Genomic DNA, 16,382 nt, shown 5'->3' with positions numbered 1-16,382 from the left:
CAGTGACAAACACCAGATTTCCACGGCGCGCCTTTTTGATGGGCGGATTGGCCTCCTTCCTGTCAGGTTGTGCCAGCAAGTTCCGGTCTTACAACGGACCCGAAGTGACCCGGCTACGCATGTATAAGGCACAGCGGTTTCTGGTTCTGGACGGGGTGGATGACGTCTTGCGGACCTATCCCATCGGATTAGGCTTCGCGCCCGAAGGTCACAAGCAGTTCGAGGGGGACGGCCGTACGCCGGAGGGCTCCTACGTGATTGATCGGCGCAACCCGGAGAGCCTCTTTCACCTGTCGATTGGCATCTCATATCCCAACGCGGCAGACATCGCTTTTGCGCAGGCTCAAGGAAAGTCGCCCGGTGGCGACATTTTCATCCACGGAGGACCGCGCAAGGGGATCGACCCAATGAATGTCCGCGACTGGACGGCAGGCTGCATCGCCGTCACTGACCGCCAGATCGAGGAAATCTATGCCATGGTCAGGGACGGGACACCGATCGACATTTACGCCTAAGGATCAGGTGAAGCGGCGCCGCAGTGCGACGTTGATCGCCTCAATGGCCATGACCATGACGACGACCGCAATCGTGACGCTGGCGGCCTTATCATACTGGAAGGATCTCACGTAGGTCTGGATGTAGAAGCCGATCCCACCCGCGCCGACGATGCCGAGGATCAGCGACTCGCGCAGGTTCAGTTCGAACCGGAAAATCGTGTCGCGGGCAATGACTGGGGCCATCTGCGGCCAGATCGCATGCCTGAGCCGCACGAGCGGTCCGGCGCCGGCGCTTTCCAGTGCTGCGATCGGCGCGCGGGACACGCCGTCGATCGCCTCGGCATAGAACTTGGCGAGCATCCCCGTTGCATGAAAGGCGACCGCGATGATGCCGGGCAGCGGCCCGAGCCCGACAGCGCCCACCATAAGCATGGCCACGAGGATCAGCGGCACGGCCCGGATAAAGGCCAGCAGCGCGCGCACAGGGCCGAACACCATGCGCGAGACCATGGTCTCGGAGGCGAGGATGGCCAGAGGGATCGACAGGATCACAGCGCCGAGGGAACCGAGGATCGCTATTCTCAGCGTTTCCGCGCTGCCCTTCCTGATCTCGGCCATCACTGTCGGATCGGGCGGGAACATCCGCCCGAGAAAGTCAGCGATCCGCGGACCGGCCGAAACGAGACGCGACAACTCGACATCGGTCGTGGCGAAGGACCAGAGGATTGCGCCTGCGATCAGGGTGCTGGTCGCGAAGCCGCCGAACCTGCGGTGGCCCATCAGGACACCGCCCGGAGGCCGGAACCGGGCATCGGCTCTGCCTCCCGGTAGAGAGCCGCCGTCGCCTCGTCCTGCAACTCGGATGTCGGCACATCGAACACGATCCGCCCGTTCCGCATGCCGATGATGCGCTGCGCGAAACGCCGCGCCAGGTCGGGCTGGTGCGAGGAAAACAGCGCCGTTGCGCCGCGCGCTTGCGCCGCCCCGGTCAGCAGCGCCAAGACCTCCCCAGCGCGGGTGGGGTCGAGGTTGCTCACCGGCTCGTCGGCGAGGATCAGCCGTGGCTCCTGCGCGAGACACCGCGCAATGGCCACGCGCTGCCGCTGGCCGCCGCTGAGACTGTCGACCCGGCGTTCGGCGAGATCGGCAATGCCGCAATCAGTGAGGGCTGTGCGCGCAATGTCGAGATCATGTGGCCTTGGCGACCCCAGCAGGGCGCGCAGGGGCGCCATCCGGCCTAGGCGGCCGTTGAGCACGTTGCGCAGAACCGTGGAGCGTTCGACCAAGGCGAATTCCTGAAATACGAAACCGGTATCAGGTCGGCTTGCGCGCGGCGGCGGTTGGTCTGGATCGAGCGGCGCACCCAAGACTGAAACGCGCCCGCGCCAGCCGTGGAGCCTGCCATCGAGCAATGCCAGCAGCGTTGTTTTTCCTGCCCCGGACGGGCCGAGCAAAGCGACGCTTTCGCCGGTCGAAATCGTAAGCGAGACTCGCTCCAGCGCCGGAACACTCCCGCCCGGATGGGCAAAGTTCAGGTCGTCGATCCGGATGGCGGTGGTCATTCCAGGAGCCCATATCGCCGTGCCATGTCGCGCACGCCGTCATAGGCGGCAGGGTCGGCCCTGACATAGCCGTCCGGCCCGTAGAGATAGCGCAGCTTGTCGCGGTTCTCGGGCTCGTTGAGCCGCAGCATCGCGTTGGTGAAGCGGTCTTGCACCTCGGCATCCAACCCGGGTCGCGCGATCACGACATGGCTGGGGATTGGCGGGCTTTCCGCGATCCATGTCACCTGTGCTTGCTGCTGCGGCGTCAGGAGCAGGTCGGCATACTGGCTGGCACCCGCAGCGTCGACCAGACCTTCGGCCATCGCCTGCATGGCCTGCTGATAGCCGCCTGCGAAGAAGACGCGGCCGAAGAATGCCTCCGCCGCGCCTGGGCCGTCGATCAGCCGAGCCTCGACGAATTCGGCGAGCGGGTAGAGATAGCCCGATTCCGAGATCGGATCGGCGAATGCGATGTCGCGTCCGCGCAGGTCTGCAAGCGCGCCGATGCCACTGTCGCGACGCACGAAAATGCGTCCCGTATAACTCGGCGCGTCGCGGTAGACCTCGGAGAGAAGCGGCACCGCGCCGATCTCGGCCTCGGCCAGAACGAAGGGCAGGGCGCCCATGAAGGAGATGTCGGCGTCGCCGTTTCTCAGCGCCTCGACCGCCGCCGCATGGTCGATGGTGACGAACCCTTCGACGGGGACGCCGATCTCACTGGCCAGCCAGCCGCTGATGGCCTCTATGTCGCCCAGGAGCTTCTCGGGGTTCTCCTGCGGGATGAAAGCCAGCCGCAACGCAGTGTCCTGCGCGGCCAGCGGGGTTGCGAGCGATACTGCGCCCGCAGCGGCCAGCGCCAACATCGTTCTGCGGTTCATATGGATCGCCATCAGAATGCCCTCTCTTCGATTGCGTCGGCTTCGGACTTGAACGCGGTCCAGCTTGTTTCGGCAGCCACCCAGTCATCAGTACGAACGGCGTCACCAACCTCGGCCAGACGTTGGGCCAACGCGTAGACTTCAGGCCGCGCAGCCAGGTTCGACATTGTGCTGGCGTCCGCCGAAAGGTCCGCGGCCACGGTGTCGGTCAGCAGCAGGATATGTTTTGCATCCCGCTGCGGCAGCAGCGTATCAAGCGTCGAGGCGAAGGTCGTCAGTTCGGAGAATGCCAGCCGGAAGGCGGTGTTCTCGGCGTCGAATGCCTCATAGGGCTCGTCCGCTGCGCCCACGGTCTCCAGATAGGCCGTCAGGTCGGCCCGTTCCGCTCCGGTCAGGCCGAGCGACTTCGATTCGTCGAACCAGTCCACGACAGCGGCCAGGGTCGGCAGCGACCCGTCGTGGAAATAGGGCGCGGTGTAGACGGTGCCGAGCAGCGTGGGTGTATCCATCGCACCGGTGCGGGCGCCATCGTAGGCCAACGCAACCGAGCCGATATCATGGGCCTGCCGGTCCAGGAAGTTCGTGTCCGGGACGTGGCAGCTGGAGCAGGAACGGTCGCCGAGCGCCGCGAAGGGTGTATTGAAGATCGCTTCGCCGCGCTGCGCTGCCTCGGGAGCGGCTTCGGTCAGCTGACCATCCGGTGTCAGCATGGAGTTGGGCAGGAAGTCGAATTCGAGCATGTAGGCGAGCAGAGCATCCAGCATGAAGGGCGTCGGTTCATCGCCGCCGAACTCGTTGACGATGACGTTGCGGGTGAAATCGCGCAAGGAGGCGAAGCGGCCATCGCGGCCGTAGGGCCCGGTGAAGCGCAGGCCACGGAGGCTGGGGATGTCAATCGGATCATCACGCCGGTCATTGAAGATCGGGTTGAAGAAGGCGCCATCGACATCGATCGCGCCTGGTTGATGGCTCGCACCCGGAATGAAAAGCCTCTGGTTAACGTCCGATCGGTTGTGACAGGTCGAACAAGCGACCCCGAGACCCTGCGCCGGATTGCCAAAGATTTGCGCGCTGTCGAATAGCATGTCGCCATAGGCCACCAATGGCAGGTCGGTCTCGTCGATGCCCTGCTCCTCGAAATTGAGGACGAGGCGCGGCAGCGGATCCTGATCGAAGATGTCAAACCCCGGCGGCAGGCTAGGCGGCACCTCGATGGTGCGGCCACTCAGGACAACAGTTTCCGGCAGCGCGCTCAGCGTCCGGCGCGGCGCGAAATCGTCAACGAGGTAATTCTCGGCGAGATAGAGGGAGATGACTTCGCGCGCGGCTTCCATGGTTTTGCGACTCGCGGGTGTGGCACCAGCACCAAGAACACCGGCGGAACCTGTGCTGCTGTTGAGTTCCAGCCAGGCGAGGCCGATGCGTCTCGAAGCGTCGGGATCAGCAGCCGCGATACCGTCCGCGAACGAGCGATAGAGTTCTCGGGCTGTCCGCACGGCCTGCTGCGCACGTGCAGGGTCGTCGGCCATGACTGCTCGGTCCAGTTCCTCGTCGATCCGGCGCGCGATCAGCCGCGTCGCCTCGGCAAAGACCGCCTGGCGGTCTTCGCGAGTGATGGCGTCCAGAAGGGGGGCGGGTCCGATGTCGCTGTTGCCGTCCAGCCATGCCAATGCACCAACAGAGAATTCCGAACCCCGGTAGGGTTCGGCCCAGGCGGTCCCGACGTCATCCCAAGGCAGCGGTTCGAGATTTCCGAGGAAGAGAGTCAGCCGGTAGGCCGCCGCCTCGGGAAGCCATGGAGCCTCCTTGGCAGGCGTCGCAGCGACAGGTCCGGACAGGACGAGCGCACTTGCGAGTGCGACAATGAACGCTCCAAGGAATTTCTGAATCACCGCAGTCTCCGAATTCAAAAGTTAGACACGGCTAATTTATCTACCCTAAGCAAACAAGTTGTCAATCCTGCAGTTTCCCTGCAAAGTCCCAACTATGACAAAGCTGCAATCACAGGAACATGAACCGTTCGAAACTGTCGACAGGGCTCCCGAAGCACAGGCTGAGGGGTTCGCGACCGTGCGTCAGGCACATGAGAGCGAAATGGCGGAAGATTACGTTGAACTGATCGCCGAACTGATCGAGTCGCGCGGAGAGGCAAGGCCGGTGGAAATCGCCGAACGTTTTGGAGTGAAGCCGCCGACCGTGACCAAGAACATCTCGCGGCTCAAAGCTGCTGGCCTGGTGCGGCGGGAACCTTACCGCGCCATATTCCTCACGGATGCCGGTCGGGAGTTGGCCGAGGCCTGCCGCCGACGACACAGGATCGTCGTCGCGTTTCTCCTCAGCCTGGGAATCGACGAAGAGACTGCGGAACGCGATGCGGAAGGGATCGAGCATCACGTCAGCACGACCACGCTGGAGGCCTTCGAACACGCCCTCCTGCAATCTCAAAGCGGCAAGTAGCGCAGCATCAAGTTCTCGCGAAATTCAGAAAAGCAAGACTCAGGAGGCGGCGGCGTCAGCAGTCAAAGGCTGGTGGGTTGGCATTTGTTCTGATGGTCAACCTTAGTGCAGAAAATCGTTCGTGTCCTCTGAGCTTGGCCAGCCCGAGATAGTGTGCCCAAAATCTCTGACTGCGACGACGGTGCAGCGAGAATGTCGATCGCGGGAAAAGACGTGGATACAACCTTTGATTTGCTCCTCTGTTCAAAGCGCATAGACAATTGTCACCACCGTCGTCATGACGATGAAGAACATGACCAAGGCACCTATGGCGAGCGTCCGGCCCATGTCGCGGTTTGGCTCTGCTACTTTCAGACGCAATTCTTCGGCCGTTTCCGGAAACTCGAGCGCCGCGGAGTTTGACCCTCGCACCAACTCGTATCGTGAATTCCAGCGACGCACCTCGGCCGCGTTCCACCCGTTCATGACCAGAATGATCGCGGCGATCATCAGCATCGAGGACGGGACCCAGATCGTGTAGCCACCCATGGTTTCGTCGGACAGGGGATCGAGAAACCCGGTTCCCGCCGTTTGGTAGGAAGCATAGAGGCTCACCTCTTTGAGTGTCGTCAAGGAACCCAGAAAAATGTTTGAAACGATCACCGCGAAACCGGAGATCAGCCTTGCGCCGCGCCTCGCGCCCTCAGGGGGATCTCTCGGGTCGAAGAGCATGCCGAAATACCAGATCCCTGCCAGCACCATCGCAAAATGGGCGAACACCTCGATCGCCGCGATGCGCTGAGCAAGTCCGTAAAGCACTGGAATCTGCCAGATAAAGAGCGACGTGATGAGCGCGGCAGTGGCGGTTACCGGATGTGCCAAGAACCGAAATGCAAAAGATTTTCCAAGAGCGTCGAGGTATCGACGCCACCGTCTGTTCAAACCGGCTTGCAATAATCGCCACGGCTGAGAGACCGCGAAGAGTAGTGGTCCTGCAAGGCGGAGGAGAAGGTGCTCCACTTGGTGCACCGAAAAGAGGCTATGCCCCAACGAAGCCAGAGGCGCATTTGTGGCCGCGAGAATGCAGGTCAAGCCAGCGAGGAACAGGGCTTGCCGCCACATAGACACCGTCCCGCGAATGCGAGCGGATCGCACGAGGCCGCGCATGTAGACCCATGCGGCCAAGCTGACGGAAACAAGGGACACTGGCGAAATCGCATACCCAAACGGGTCGAAAAGGAGGAAGTAAGTGATCATCGGCTCCTGTCATTTTGTATTGTCGGCGTATCGACGGATACCGGTGAAAGTCGGGATGTTCCCACAGCGCCACCCCGGGCCAAGGACAGATCAGTGGACATCGTGAGATATTTGCCCTGCATCCACATGAGAAAAAGGTTTTCATAGAAACGTGAGAGCGGGTGGCCGGACTGACCGGCTGGCGCGATGAAATAGGATCCGGCTTCTTCCGAAAACGACATGACCGCCTGAAAATTGGTGCCCGCGCTGGCCGCGAAGGGGCGGTCATTGTCAGAAGATAACAGCGTTGCAATCAGTGTGTATGGATCGCCCGAAGATGGGGCTTCGAGAGACAGCAGATCGCTGATGATCCCACTCGATCGGATTGGCGCCCACCCCATATTCAAAGCGTGTGCTTCGCCCCAGACCCAATCTGACGGATCGGGTCCGTAGCGGTCGACAAGCCAGCCGATGGCATCATCCAGGGCCGCACGAACCTGATCCTGGCAGGTCTCGATGCGGGTGGACGGGCGGATGTCGCACCAGATTGCGCTCCCTCCGCGATCTGAAAGCACCGCAAATAGGATATCGGCATTTGGCCTGGCCCAGACCGTTGTCGCGGATGGAAATTCATCCTGAAGTATCCGTTTTTGCAACGCGCGCGCCCAGGCCCAGAACACGAGCGGTTCCGGTGAAAAGCGATCCATGTCGCCATTCCATTGGGCAAGTTGACCCAGAATATCGCCGCGAAACTCATCTGCGCGGTTCTCTTCGAGAGCGCCTGCGGAACCCACGAACCAGAGCTCTTTTGCCATTATAGGAAGAAGCGCCCGCGCGGCAGTGCTGACCGTGTCGCGCTGCGCCGCAATCGCGCCCTCGACCGAGAATATCGGTTGCCGCACATCAAGAGCTGCCAGACGGGCGTCTCGAAACGAGAAAGGCGTTTCGACCTCCCTGTCAGGCCAGCGAGCAAGGATTTCTCGGCCGATGGCAAGAATCTCCAATCCGGCTGGTGCCAGGTTCATGCTTGCGTCCATAGCATCGTTCACATCGGCGGACCGCGCCAGACGGTCAAGCATCATCAGAAAATTGCCGGCCTTGGCAGCGGTGGGACTCACTGGCTCTTTAAGGGCAGTCAGTGACAGAGATCGGAACGCCCAAGCGACGCGTTCGCTGCGACCGACGACAATGAAGGGCACACCCGGCATTGTAGCCCCAATCGCGGCTCCGGTCGGGAGTTGAATATCCGCCAGGTACCATTCAGAAGGCAGCGATAAGGGGCCACGTATATCGGCGGCGAGAATTGGTGCTCCCGAAGCTGTTCTGTCTCCAGGCAACGCCCAAGCATCGAGGCTGACCTTGGGCGAGGTCACAAACAGCTCGGGCAAAAGAGGTCGATCTGACAAGCCGGACAGGTCACTCTGGCGTCTCTCGGGTTGAAGATCGTTCAGAAACGCTTGGGCAAGTCTGAGACTATCGACGGGTCTCCAGGCAGCGATCATTCTCTCATCCGCGATCAACAGATCGGGTGAGCCTCTGCCGCGCCCGCCTTCGGATACCAGACCAAGCCACGCGTTGACACCAGCGGCATATGCGTCGAGCGCTTGGGCTGTCGAAGGCTCGACTTCGATCGTCTGGTCAAGTGGCAACAAGGCTTGCGCTGCCCGCCTTGCCCTCAATAACTGGCCAAGCCTGTCCTGAGCGTGAACGAAACCAAGCGCGAAATAGGCGTCCGCAGCGGAGTCTGCAGAAATGTGCGGTATGGCCGCAGCATCTCGCAGAATATCGACTGGACCTTCGATTCCCGCAACACTGAAATCCTCGTCATAGTCGGGGACGGAGGCGCGCAAAAGAAAGTAGACGACACCGGATACGGCCAGTCCTGATGCAAAAATCGCCAGGAGCAAGTACAGTAATATGTTGAACAGTCGTTTCAATTCGTTGCCGGTGCCAAAGCAATCTCAAGACGTGATGCGCAAGAGGATCACCGAGGCGAAAAAAGCGAGTAGGCCGAAAGCAATACCGAAGCCTGTCGCGTATTGAAGTATATCCAGGCGGTTCCCTTTCTGCCGTTGCGCCAGATAGCCACCCCAGAGCGCCCCTCCGACAAAGCCTGCGAGCACCAGCATCACGATTCCTCCGATTTTGATTTTTCTGAATTGAAACGTCGTCTGGCCGATCCGACGGTAAAGGCTAAGGCCCAGACCGCACAGATGAGCGCCAGCGATGTCCAATCACCGAAACGTGCGTAAGGTGTAGGCGCAAGCGCTGTCGGCAGGGTGGCATCTATGACTCCAGTTTGTCCGGTCTCGAGGCGCGCGATGATCTCTCCCTTGGCGTCGATGATCGCGGAAATCCCCGTGTTGGCCGCCCGGACCACAGGAAGCCCTTCTTCGACCGCGCGCATGCGCGCGGAGGCGAGGTGCTGCTCGGGGCCGATGCTGGTACCGAACCAGGCATCATTTGTTGCGTTGAAAATCCAGTCGGGGCGAAAAAGGTCATCGACCACCTGGCCCGGAAAAATGATCTCGTAACAGATCGCCACCGCGACCAGAGGCGCACCCGGGATCGCCAGCGTGCGTGGCCCTGGTCCTGGCGTGAAATCGCCCAAACCTTCGGTGAGCCGCTCGATCGGCAGCCAGCCTCTCAGGGGCACATATTCCCCGAACGGAACAAGATGATGTTTTGCATATCCCGTCAGAATTTCGCCGTTGCCGTCATAGGCTTGAACCGTGTTGAAATATCGGGTTTCCCCATCGCCCTCTACGCGGTCAGGCACTCCTGTCAAAAGGATCCTGCCGTCTGGCAGAACCGTGGATAACCGTCTGCGCGCCAAGGCGTCCTCGTCCAGAAAACCGGGAAAGGCCGTTTCCGGCCACAGCAGCAGGTCGAAGCGTCCAGGTTGCGCAGACAAGCTCAAGTATTTTTCCAGTGTTCGCTCGCGGCTGCCCGGTGCCCACTTCTCGACTTGCGGCACATTGCCCTGGACGATGCGCAAAGCGATGTCCGTCGGCGGCACATCCGTCCCTGAACGCAGCGCGCCGCCACCCCAGAGGCCCATCACCGCAGCGGCGAAGAGCACGAGAACAGGCACGCGTCTGTTTGGTGCCGCCACAATCAACACACCGGGCAACAGCCCGATAAAGACCGTGAGAAAGCTTAGCCCATAGCTTCCGACCCAGGCGGCCGGTTGGCGCAGGGCGGCATGTTCGACAAGAGCATAAGCGGCAAGGTTCCAGGGAAACCCCGTCAGGACATGACCGCGCAGCCATTCTGCGGCAACCCAGCAGGTTGCAAGCAGAAGACCTGCCGTAATGCCGCCGACAGCACGGCGCTGCATGATGGTGGCAAATAACATCGCCGCAATCGCTGGGAATATGGCCAGTCCGGCGGACAGTCCCGCGACTGCCGGGATCGCAAGGGCACCGAAACGTTCGGCATCGACGTAGAAGCTCTCGGCGATCCAGGAAACTCCAAACCCGAACTGGCCCATTCCGAAGACCCAGCCGATGAAGAAGGCGGGCGCTGTCGAAACCTGCCGGAGGACGAGAAAGAGTGCTGAGAAGGCGACCGGAACAACGATCAGCCATGAGAATGGTGGAAGGGTTAAAACCGTTAAACCGCCCGCTGCAAAGCTAATCCCTGATCGCAGGGGAATGTAACGGCCACGACCCGTCAGTGGTCGCAAGCCCGCCATCATGTGCCAGTTTTCAACTTGGCGCTCAACCAAGGGGCTATGAGCAGTAGGCCCACGCCACTGACCACGAAAACATCCGCCATGTTGAAGGCGGGCCAATGCGTGGATCCGACATAGAAATCGAGGAAGTCCGTCACACCCCGAAACCGGATGCGGTCGAGGACGTTGCCGAGCGCGCCACCGATAATCGCACCATAGGCGATAGCCTCGGCCCGGTTGTCAGTGCGCAATAACATGACAGTCAACCAGCCGCAGACCGCGAGGGCCAACACTGTAAGGCTCCACCATGGCGCTCCACCAAGTAATCCAAATGTCACGCCATCGTTGCGCAGGTAGATGAGATTGAAACCGGGAAAGACCGGAACTCCGGCGCTCAAATCTGCCGCATTGGCGACGACAATTGCTTTTGTCACCTGATCGACAAGAAAAGCAGTTCCAGCCGCAAAGAAACCTTGGAAATGGGACTGTTTCATCTCATCCTCCCAGCCATACATCGAGGAACAACATGATCACCAGGCCAACCGCGAGACCGAGTGTCGCCCTGTTTTGATGGCCAGAACGGTGGGTTTCGGGAATGATTTCGTGGCTGATGACGTAGAGCATCGCCCCGGCGGCGAAGGCGAGGCCCCATGGCAACAGCGGCTGCGAGATGCTGATGATCCCAGCCCCAAGAAGCCCGCCTACCGGCTCGACAAGACCTGTCAGGGCGGCAATGCCCCACGCACGGCGCCTGGAATATCCCTCACCAAGCAATGAGACCGCTACGGCGAGACCCTCGGGAGCGTTTTGCAGCCCAATGCCAATCGCAAGCGGCAAGCCACCAGAAAGACCGTCAGCCCCGAACCCGACACCAACGGCGAGTCCTTCGGGGAAATTGTGGATCGTGATCGCGATGATGAAGAGCCAGACGCGGCGCAGCGAAGCAGAGTCAGGGCCTTCCCGCCCCGACTTGAAATGCTCATGCGGCAGCCGTTCGTTCATCAGAGCGACCGCGCCCATGCCAAGCAAGATAGCAACACAAACGATGGCCGCCGGGAGAGCACCGTTGTCGAACTGTCCTTCGGCTGCATCGAGAGCCGGGATGATCAGCGAGAAAAACGATGCAGCGAGCATGACACCCGCTGCAAAGCCAAGTAGCAGATCGCGTGTAGCCCGGGATGGGATGCGCCCGAAAAGAACGGGGATCGCCCCGACCGCTGTCAGCGATCCGGCGGCCAGACTTCCTAGAAAGCCAAGGGTAATTGGGGAGAGGGGTTCCAAGCGTTGAGGTCTCGTCGATACGTCAGTCAGCGGCCGAATAACTGCTAAAGATCTCGGTCGATCCATCGCCGCGGATCAGGAAGACCTCATAAGCCTCTCGATCGTCTTCCGGTCCCATGCCCGGCGATCCATAGGGCATTCCGGGCACCGCCAACCCCACTGCATCTGGACGCTCATCCAACAAACGCTGAATGTCTGATGCCGGTACATGTCCTTCGATCACGTAGCCGTCGACCAAAGCCGTATGGCAGGAGACCATGCGCTGAGGCACGCCATTGTCGAGTTTGAAGCGCACAAGAGATCCCCCGAACATGTCCTCGCCTGTCGGCGCGAATCCGCTTTCCTCGAGGTGCTTCATCCAGGACAGACAACAGCCGCAGCCGTTTGTCTTCCGGACATCAATCTGGATCGCATCGGCGACCGCTTGCGCTGCGGGAAACAAGGCCAGCGTGACTGCAAGGGCGGGAGCCAGTCGTTTCATGGATTAAAGCCTTTCGGTTGTTGTTTGCACAAATTCGCTGGTGAGCCTCTCGGCCAGTAGCGAGCGTGCCTCAGCCAATCGCTCAAGTGCAGCCGTGTCATCCGCATCCCGCTCGGCCGCCTCTGCCAGTCTGTCGTCTGAGAGAGGATCGGTCGGGCGACCATCGACTAGAACCTCATAATGGAGATTTGGGCCGGTCGCGGTGCCGGTCGCACCGACGCGACCGATCATGTCTCCGGCCAAAACGCGCTGCCCTTGTTCGAGTGTGTCCGGCACCTCGCTGAGATGTGCGTATCGTGTCAGGGTGTCGGATCCATGCGCTATCTCCACCACCCGGCCATATCCACCACGACGTCCGATGAAGCTCACGCGTCCGGGTGCTGTCGCTTTCACCGGCGTACCGCGGGCCGCAGCAAAGTCGACCCCGGTGTGCATGCGCACATTCCCATAGACCGGGTGTGTGCGACGGCCAAAGACGGAACTCAGCCGCGCTCCTTCCACCGGTTGGGCAAAAACACGCAGGACCTCTCCATCGACATAGATCGTTGCTTCACCGCTGCCGTCATCCGGCCAGACGATCTCGTAGACCGTTTCACCAAGGTCCAGTGTGGCAAAGGCAAGTTCGGGCTGACCGATCCTCTCGTTTCCGTCGCGGGCTTCGCGCCAAAGAATACGCATCGTCTCGCCACCGGAAAGTTCGCGTCGAAAATCTACTGTGCCGCCCAGCATCTGCGCCATGTCGACCGCAAAACGAGCAGGGATGCCTGCTTTGTCCAACGCCGCGAAGACAGAGCTTTCGATCACTGCCTCGCCCGCGAACGTCACCATTTCAGGGTCTGGCTCCAACACGCGTGTGACAAGTTCTTGACCAAAGACCGTTTCGATCCGCACCCCATCGTCAACTGCCAGTTCCACGCGGCTCGGATTTCCGTCCACCTTTGAGATCACAGTGATCTCATGGCCCGGGCGCAATCGGCGCAGGTCATATTCTGCACCAAGCGCGAGCGCGATTTCGGCACGCGCAGGCGCAGCGATACCCGCGTTCGCCAGGACCGCATCCAGCGTCTCGCCCGACGCGATCTCACGCGACCAAGTGATCAAAGGCGGTTCAATCTCGGGCAAGGCGGTTTCTGCGAAGACAGATTGCAAGAGCGGCAGAGGTCGCATTGGGCTAGCATTGTCGGCGTGAAATGCAGCGGGCGGTGTCACATCGTAGTCGGCGATCTGAGGCATCGAGAGCGGATCGGGAGTCCAGAGGGTCGCTTCAGCAATCGCAGGAGGCACTGGCTCTTTAGAAAGAACGCCAGAAATGGCGATGGCGGTCAGCGAAAAAGCGCCTGCGACCACAGCGCTCGCCAAAACAATTCTAATCTTCATGTTGCCCCCTCTACGTCTTCTGTCAGTGCACGCCGGATCTTCGGCACTGCGAATTCTCTTGGCTCGTGATAGTCAATCATGGTGACGAGTTCACCCTTGGCATCGAACAGGAATACGCTTGCCGTATGGTTCATTGTATAGTCGCCGCCTTCGGTCGGGACGCGCTCATACGAGGCACGAAATCCTTCTGCAGCGCGGGCAACCTGGTTTGCCGGCCCAGTCCAGCCGCGAATAGCCGGATGAAAATAGCCGACATATTCGGCCATGGCCTCGACCGTGTCCCGCTCCGGATCGACTGTGATGAAGACCACGTTCATCCGCGCGGCGTCGTCCCCGAGATCTTCAAGCCAACCTGAGATATCCGATAACGTCGTGGGGCAGACATCCGGGCAGTAGGTGAACCCGAAAAACACCATGGTCGGGCGTCCGATCAGGGTTTCCGGGCCCACTTCATTGCCTTCGTGATCGGTCAGTCGGAAATCCATCGCCGACAGGGGGAGAGGCCTTTGGCCGGCCGGTTTTGGTGCACCGGGACCATCCACCCGCCACCAACCGACGCCGAGCATCAGAGCGACAGCGCCTACACCGGCTGCACCGTATTGGACCACATGTCGACGCTGCATCAGCTCTCCGGCCCGCGCGCGGCGATCCCCAGAATTGGGACCTCAACAGTCACTTCACCACCGTCCGAGAACGTCAGTGTCAGTGGGAAGGTCTCGCCTTCGATCATCGGGTTTTGCAGCTTCATGAGCATGGCGTGCAGCCCTCCCGGTTCCAATGCTACGCTTTGGCCCGGTTCAATCGTGATTTCGTCAGCAGGCGCCATAGAACTGACGCCGTCGGCGTTGGTTTTCGTCTCATGGATCTGGGGCATCACGGCCAGTGGTGTTGTAAGCCCGGTCAGCGTGACCGTGTCTTCACCGGTGTTGCGCACAGTCATATAGGCCGCACCAGGGCGGTTGACCCCGATTGAAGCACGGGACCACGCGTTTTCGACGACCACATCCTCCGAACCGGCAAATGCCGGAGTCGACATGCCCGAGAGTAGCAAGACAAGGGGCAAACCATTGATGTAAGATCGTTTTGTCATGAAGAATTCTCCTGTATCTGGCCGAGCATCAACTTTGGCTGGCCGCAACTTCCGCAGCCACCAGTCGCCGCAGTTCGGCCTCACCGAACGGGTCTAATGGCTTGGCGTTGACGAAGAACGTGGGCGTTTGTCGCACGCCTACCGCTTCGACATCAGCGCGGTCCTGATTGAGCACCGCCACGACACCGGGGGCCAGCATCTGTGTCCGAGCAGCTTCGACATCCAGACCACCGCTTGCGGCAATCTCAAGGATCAAACCCGGTGCCGGAGTGCCATGGGACGCCCATCGCGGCTGCTCGCGCAGGACCGCTTCCAGCACGGGTTCGAACACATCCTGCATCCGCGCAGCTTCGAGAACACGGATCGCTTCCACCGAAGCGTCCCCGTGAAACGCGGTGTATCGAATTACGACACGGATCGCATCACCGTGCTCAGCCATGATCTCTTTGACCACGGGATAGAATGCGCGGCATGCCTCGCAAGCTGGATCGAAAAACTCGACAATCGTGACAGGTGCCGTTTCGGGGCCGAGGATCGGGGAATAGGGCCGGATCAGCACATCGTTCACTTCGGGCGCGACAGGGACTGCCTCTGCCATGGGTTGGGGGCGGGTGGCATACCAGGCCGCGCCGCCAAAACCTGCGGCGCCAACAGCCAGAACGGATAGAACGAGGCCGCGTCGATTCATGTTTGTTTTTCCTTCAGTGAAAGGGCCGACAGCATCCCGATCATCGTGAAGGCGACAAGCGCCAACAGCGGAATCGGAATGCCGAAGACCACCTGGTTGTCGTCGGTACAAGAGGGGCCGGTCGCCGTGCAGGGCTGGATCGCCTCGGGGATCAGCCCGACATAGAGGCCGATGTGATACAACGCCACTGCCGCCCCCCCAAGCGCTAGCGCAACGCCATAGCGCCCCACGCGGGGATCCTGCCACCACAGCCCGAGCCCAAGAACGATAGCCAGGGGGAACATGAAGGCGCGCTGGAACCAGCAAAGGACGCAAGGCGTTTGACCAAGCACCTCGCCAATAAAGAGCACGGCAAGCGATGCGATAAGCGCAATGATCCAAGCAAGAACAAGGGCCGCTTCTCCGGAAAGGCGGGTCATGGCAATCAGATCCTCTTTCTCAGATCCGCAAGGATCTCTTCGGCGGGTGTGCCGTAGGGCCAGGAATTGGCGAAGCCCGCCCGCGGATCAAAAAGAAACAGGTGCGATGTGTGCCCCATTGTGTATCCACCCGGCGCGGTGGCCTCCTCGATCCTCTCAAAGAAAATTGGGAAGGTCTCGGATGTTGCGGCGATCTGCTCCGGCGTGCCGGTCAGCCCGATGATCCCAGCGTCGAACAGGGGCACATACCCGGCAAGTGCTGTCGGCGTATCCCGCTCCGGATCAATCGTTATAAAGATCGGCTGGACCTTTGCCGCCTCGTCGCCCAAGCCCTCCATCACGGCCGCGACTTCGGACAGTGTTGTTGGACAGACGTCGGGGCAATTGGTGAAACCAAAGAAGACCAGCATCCAGCGCCCTGCGAAATCTTCGTCTGTTTGGACCATGCCGCGATGATCCGTGAGTTCGAACTGCGCAAAGAAAGGTGGTTCGGTCTCGGCTTGGGCAAGGTCGGCGCGGTAGTCCGCCCACATTAGCAGCCAGATGAAAACGAACGCCGCCGCGCCCGCCAAAACCCATAGTACTTTCTGAAGATTTGAAAGCTTCACGCGCTCCGCCCGAATTTGATTCTATATTTTCAGCGCGTTTACACCCTCTAGCTACTGTAGGTTCAAGACTTATTATGGATGGAAGAGCGATGTTCACTGACCTGTGAGATGCCAAGCGGAACTTGTGCAAAAAAACGCTTAAAGCTACACGGGCTGTAGATAGTCTGGAGA

At 60.5% G+C, this 16,382-nt stretch carries 19 protein-coding genes; 2 read left to right on the top strand and 17 right to left on the bottom strand.

What is annotated here, in order from left to right:
- Positions 1-38: 38 nt before the first annotated feature.
- A complete protein-coding gene (locus D8Z78_RS22380; protein ID WP_043872282.1) occupies positions 39-515 on the top strand; it encodes a L,D-transpeptidase family protein in 477 nt (158 codons plus the stop codon).
- Between the two features lie 3 nt (positions 516-518).
- Here the strand turns inward: D8Z78_RS22380 and phnE are convergent, their stop codons facing one another.
- The 4 genes from phnE to D8Z78_RS22360 are packed head-to-tail and all read right to left on the bottom strand — an operon-like array spanning position 519 to position 4,811.
- The gene (gene phnE, locus D8Z78_RS22375) at positions 519-1,277 is read right to left on the bottom strand and encodes a phosphonate ABC transporter, permease protein PhnE (protein ID WP_009820129.1); all 759 of its coding nucleotides are present in this window, start codon (positions 1,275-1,277) and stop codon (positions 519-521) included.
- The gene (locus D8Z78_RS22370) at positions 1,277-2,059 is read right to left on the bottom strand and encodes a phosphonate ABC transporter ATP-binding protein (RefSeq protein WP_052453653.1); all 783 of its coding nucleotides are present in this window, start codon (positions 2,057-2,059) and stop codon (positions 1,277-1,279) included. The genes phnE and D8Z78_RS22370 overlap by 1 nt, the downstream gene beginning before the upstream one ends.
- Positions 2,056-2,919 (bottom strand): phosphate/phosphite/phosphonate ABC transporter substrate-binding protein, encoded by an 864-nt coding sequence (locus D8Z78_RS22365; RefSeq protein WP_240672228.1) that lies wholly within the window; start codon positions 2,917-2,919, stop codon positions 2,056-2,058. The genes D8Z78_RS22370 and D8Z78_RS22365 overlap by 4 nt, the downstream gene beginning before the upstream one ends.
- Before the next feature lie 11 nt (positions 2,920-2,930).
- A complete protein-coding gene (locus D8Z78_RS22360; RefSeq protein ID WP_052453654.1) occupies positions 2,931-4,811 on the bottom strand; it encodes a cytochrome c peroxidase in 1,881 nt (626 codons plus the stop codon).
- A gap of 94 nt (positions 4,812-4,905) precedes the next feature.
- Between D8Z78_RS22360 and mntR the strand changes: the two genes are divergently transcribed.
- Positions 4,906-5,376 carry a manganese-binding transcriptional regulator MntR gene (mntR, locus tag D8Z78_RS22355; RefSeq protein ID WP_009820125.1) on the top strand — a complete coding sequence of 157 codons (471 nt, stop codon included), beginning with the start codon at positions 4,906-4,908 and terminating at the stop codon, positions 5,374-5,376.
- A gap of 243 nt (positions 5,377-5,619) precedes the next feature.
- Here the strand turns inward: mntR and D8Z78_RS22350 are convergent, their stop codons facing one another.
- Genes D8Z78_RS22350 through D8Z78_RS22295 form a run of 13 tightly spaced genes read right to left on the bottom strand, consistent with a single transcriptional unit; the run spans position 5,620 to position 16,175 of the window.
- On the bottom strand, positions 5,620-6,612 hold the full coding sequence (locus tag D8Z78_RS22350) for a cytochrome c oxidase assembly protein (protein WP_040652273.1): 993 nt from the start codon (positions 6,610-6,612) through the stop codon (positions 5,620-5,622).
- Positions 6,609-8,528 carry a penicillin acylase family protein gene (locus D8Z78_RS22345; protein WP_043872280.1) on the bottom strand — a complete coding sequence of 640 codons (1,920 nt, stop codon included), beginning with the start codon at positions 8,526-8,528 and terminating at the stop codon, positions 6,609-6,611. Before D8Z78_RS22345 ends, D8Z78_RS22350 begins: the two co-directional genes overlap by 4 nt.
- A gap of 24 nt (positions 8,529-8,552) precedes the next feature.
- A complete protein-coding gene (locus tag D8Z78_RS24775; RefSeq protein ID WP_043872279.1) occupies positions 8,553-8,720 on the bottom strand; it encodes a hypothetical protein in 168 nt (55 codons plus the stop codon).
- Complete coding sequence (gene lnt / locus D8Z78_RS22340; protein WP_052453652.1) at positions 8,720-10,291, bottom strand: apolipoprotein N-acyltransferase; 1,572 nt, start codon at positions 10,289-10,291, stop codon at positions 8,720-8,722. The genes D8Z78_RS24775 and lnt overlap by 1 nt, the downstream gene beginning before the upstream one ends.
- Positions 10,288-10,782, bottom strand: coding sequence for a signal peptidase II (lspA, locus tag D8Z78_RS22335; RefSeq protein WP_009820121.1), 495 nt, complete (start codon positions 10,780-10,782; stop codon positions 10,288-10,290). The genes lnt and lspA overlap by 4 nt, the downstream gene beginning before the upstream one ends.
- Entirely contained in the window at positions 10,763-11,548 is a 786-nt protein-coding gene (locus tag D8Z78_RS22330) for a ZIP family metal transporter (RefSeq protein ID WP_040652270.1), read from the bottom strand. The genes lspA and D8Z78_RS22330 overlap by 20 nt, the downstream gene beginning before the upstream one ends.
- Positions 11,549-11,570: 22 nt before the next feature.
- A complete protein-coding gene (locus tag D8Z78_RS22325; RefSeq protein WP_009820119.1) occupies positions 11,571-12,029 on the bottom strand; it encodes a DUF411 domain-containing protein in 459 nt (152 codons plus the stop codon).
- Between the two features lie 3 nt (positions 12,030-12,032).
- Positions 12,033-13,406, bottom strand: coding sequence for a M23 family metallopeptidase (locus D8Z78_RS22320; RefSeq protein ID WP_043872277.1), 1,374 nt, complete (start codon positions 13,404-13,406; stop codon positions 12,033-12,035).
- Complete coding sequence (locus tag D8Z78_RS22315) at positions 13,403-14,029, bottom strand: SCO family protein (RefSeq protein ID WP_043872276.1); 627 nt, start codon at positions 14,027-14,029, stop codon at positions 13,403-13,405. The genes D8Z78_RS22320 and D8Z78_RS22315 overlap by 4 nt, the downstream gene beginning before the upstream one ends.
- Positions 14,029-14,496 carry a copper chaperone PCu(A)C gene (locus D8Z78_RS22310; RefSeq protein ID WP_040652268.1) on the bottom strand — a complete coding sequence of 156 codons (468 nt, stop codon included), beginning with the start codon at positions 14,494-14,496 and terminating at the stop codon, positions 14,029-14,031. The genes D8Z78_RS22315 and D8Z78_RS22310 overlap by 1 nt, the downstream gene beginning before the upstream one ends.
- Positions 14,497-14,524: 28 nt before the next feature.
- Entirely contained in the window at positions 14,525-15,184 is a 660-nt protein-coding gene (locus tag D8Z78_RS22305) for a DsbA family protein (protein ID WP_009820115.1), read from the bottom strand.
- Complete coding sequence (locus D8Z78_RS22300; RefSeq protein ID WP_009820114.1) at positions 15,181-15,603, bottom strand: disulfide bond formation protein B; 423 nt, start codon at positions 15,601-15,603, stop codon at positions 15,181-15,183. The genes D8Z78_RS22305 and D8Z78_RS22300 overlap by 4 nt, the downstream gene beginning before the upstream one ends.
- A gap of 5 nt (positions 15,604-15,608) precedes the next feature.
- Positions 15,609-16,175 (bottom strand): SCO family protein, encoded by a 567-nt coding sequence (locus tag D8Z78_RS22295; RefSeq protein WP_043872275.1) that lies wholly within the window; start codon positions 16,173-16,175, stop codon positions 15,609-15,611.
- Positions 16,176-16,382 lie beyond the last annotated feature (207 nt).

This window comes from Tropicibacter alexandrii, from assembly GCF_003667315.2.
Taxonomy (GTDB): Bacteria; Pseudomonadota; Alphaproteobacteria; order Rhodobacterales; family Rhodobacteraceae; genus Tropicibacter; species Tropicibacter alexandrii.
The sequence above is the reverse complement of the archived record's forward strand: the minus strand, read 5'-3'. Positions and strand labels throughout refer to the sequence as shown.

Bases quoted from the DNA above. Each gene is read 5' to 3' on its own strand.
- D8Z78_RS22380 (WP_043872282.1), top strand. From the start codon at position 39: ATGGGCGGATTGGCCTCCTTCCTGTCAGGTTGTGCCAGCAAGTTCCGG.
- lnt (WP_052453652.1), bottom strand. From the start codon at position 10,291: ATGATGGCGGGCTTGCGACCACTGACGGGTCGTGGCCGTTACATTCCC.
- lspA (WP_009820121.1), bottom strand. From the start codon at position 10,782: ATGTATGGCTGGGAGGATGAGATGAAACAGTCCCATTTCCAAGGTTTC.
- D8Z78_RS22320 (WP_043872277.1), bottom strand. From the start codon at position 13,406: ATGAAGATTAGAATTGTTTTGGCGAGCGCTGTGGTCGCAGGCGCTTTT.
- D8Z78_RS22305 (WP_009820115.1), bottom strand. From the start codon at position 15,184: ATGAATCGACGCGGCCTCGTTCTATCCGTTCTGGCTGTTGGCGCCGCA.
- D8Z78_RS22370 (WP_052453653.1), bottom strand. From the start codon at position 2,059: ATGACCACCGCCATCCGGATCGACGACCTGAACTTTGCCCATCCGGGC.
- D8Z78_RS22365 (WP_240672228.1), bottom strand. From the start codon at position 2,919: ATGAACCGCAGAACGATGTTGGCGCTGGCCGCTGCGGGCGCAGTATCG.
- phnE (WP_009820129.1), bottom strand. From the start codon at position 1,277: ATGGGCCACCGCAGGTTCGGCGGCTTCGCGACCAGCACCCTGATCGCA.
- D8Z78_RS22310 (WP_040652268.1), bottom strand. From the start codon at position 14,496: ATGACAAAACGATCTTACATCAATGGTTTGCCCCTTGTCTTGCTACTC.
- D8Z78_RS22315 (WP_043872276.1), bottom strand. From the start codon at position 14,029: ATGCAGCGTCGACATGTGGTCCAATACGGTGCAGCCGGTGTAGGCGCT.
- D8Z78_RS22300 (WP_009820114.1), bottom strand. From the start codon at position 15,603: ATGACCCGCCTTTCCGGAGAAGCGGCCCTTGTTCTTGCTTGGATCATT.
- mntR (WP_009820125.1), top strand. From the start codon at position 4,906: ATGACAAAGCTGCAATCACAGGAACATGAACCGTTCGAAACTGTCGAC.
- D8Z78_RS22325 (WP_009820119.1), bottom strand. From the start codon at position 12,029: ATGAAACGACTGGCTCCCGCCCTTGCAGTCACGCTGGCCTTGTTTCCC.
- D8Z78_RS24775 (WP_043872279.1), bottom strand. From the start codon at position 8,720: ATGCTGGTGCTCGCAGGCTTTGTCGGAGGGGCGCTCTGGGGTGGCTAT.
- D8Z78_RS22350 (WP_040652273.1), bottom strand. From the start codon at position 6,612: ATGATCACTTACTTCCTCCTTTTCGACCCGTTTGGGTATGCGATTTCG.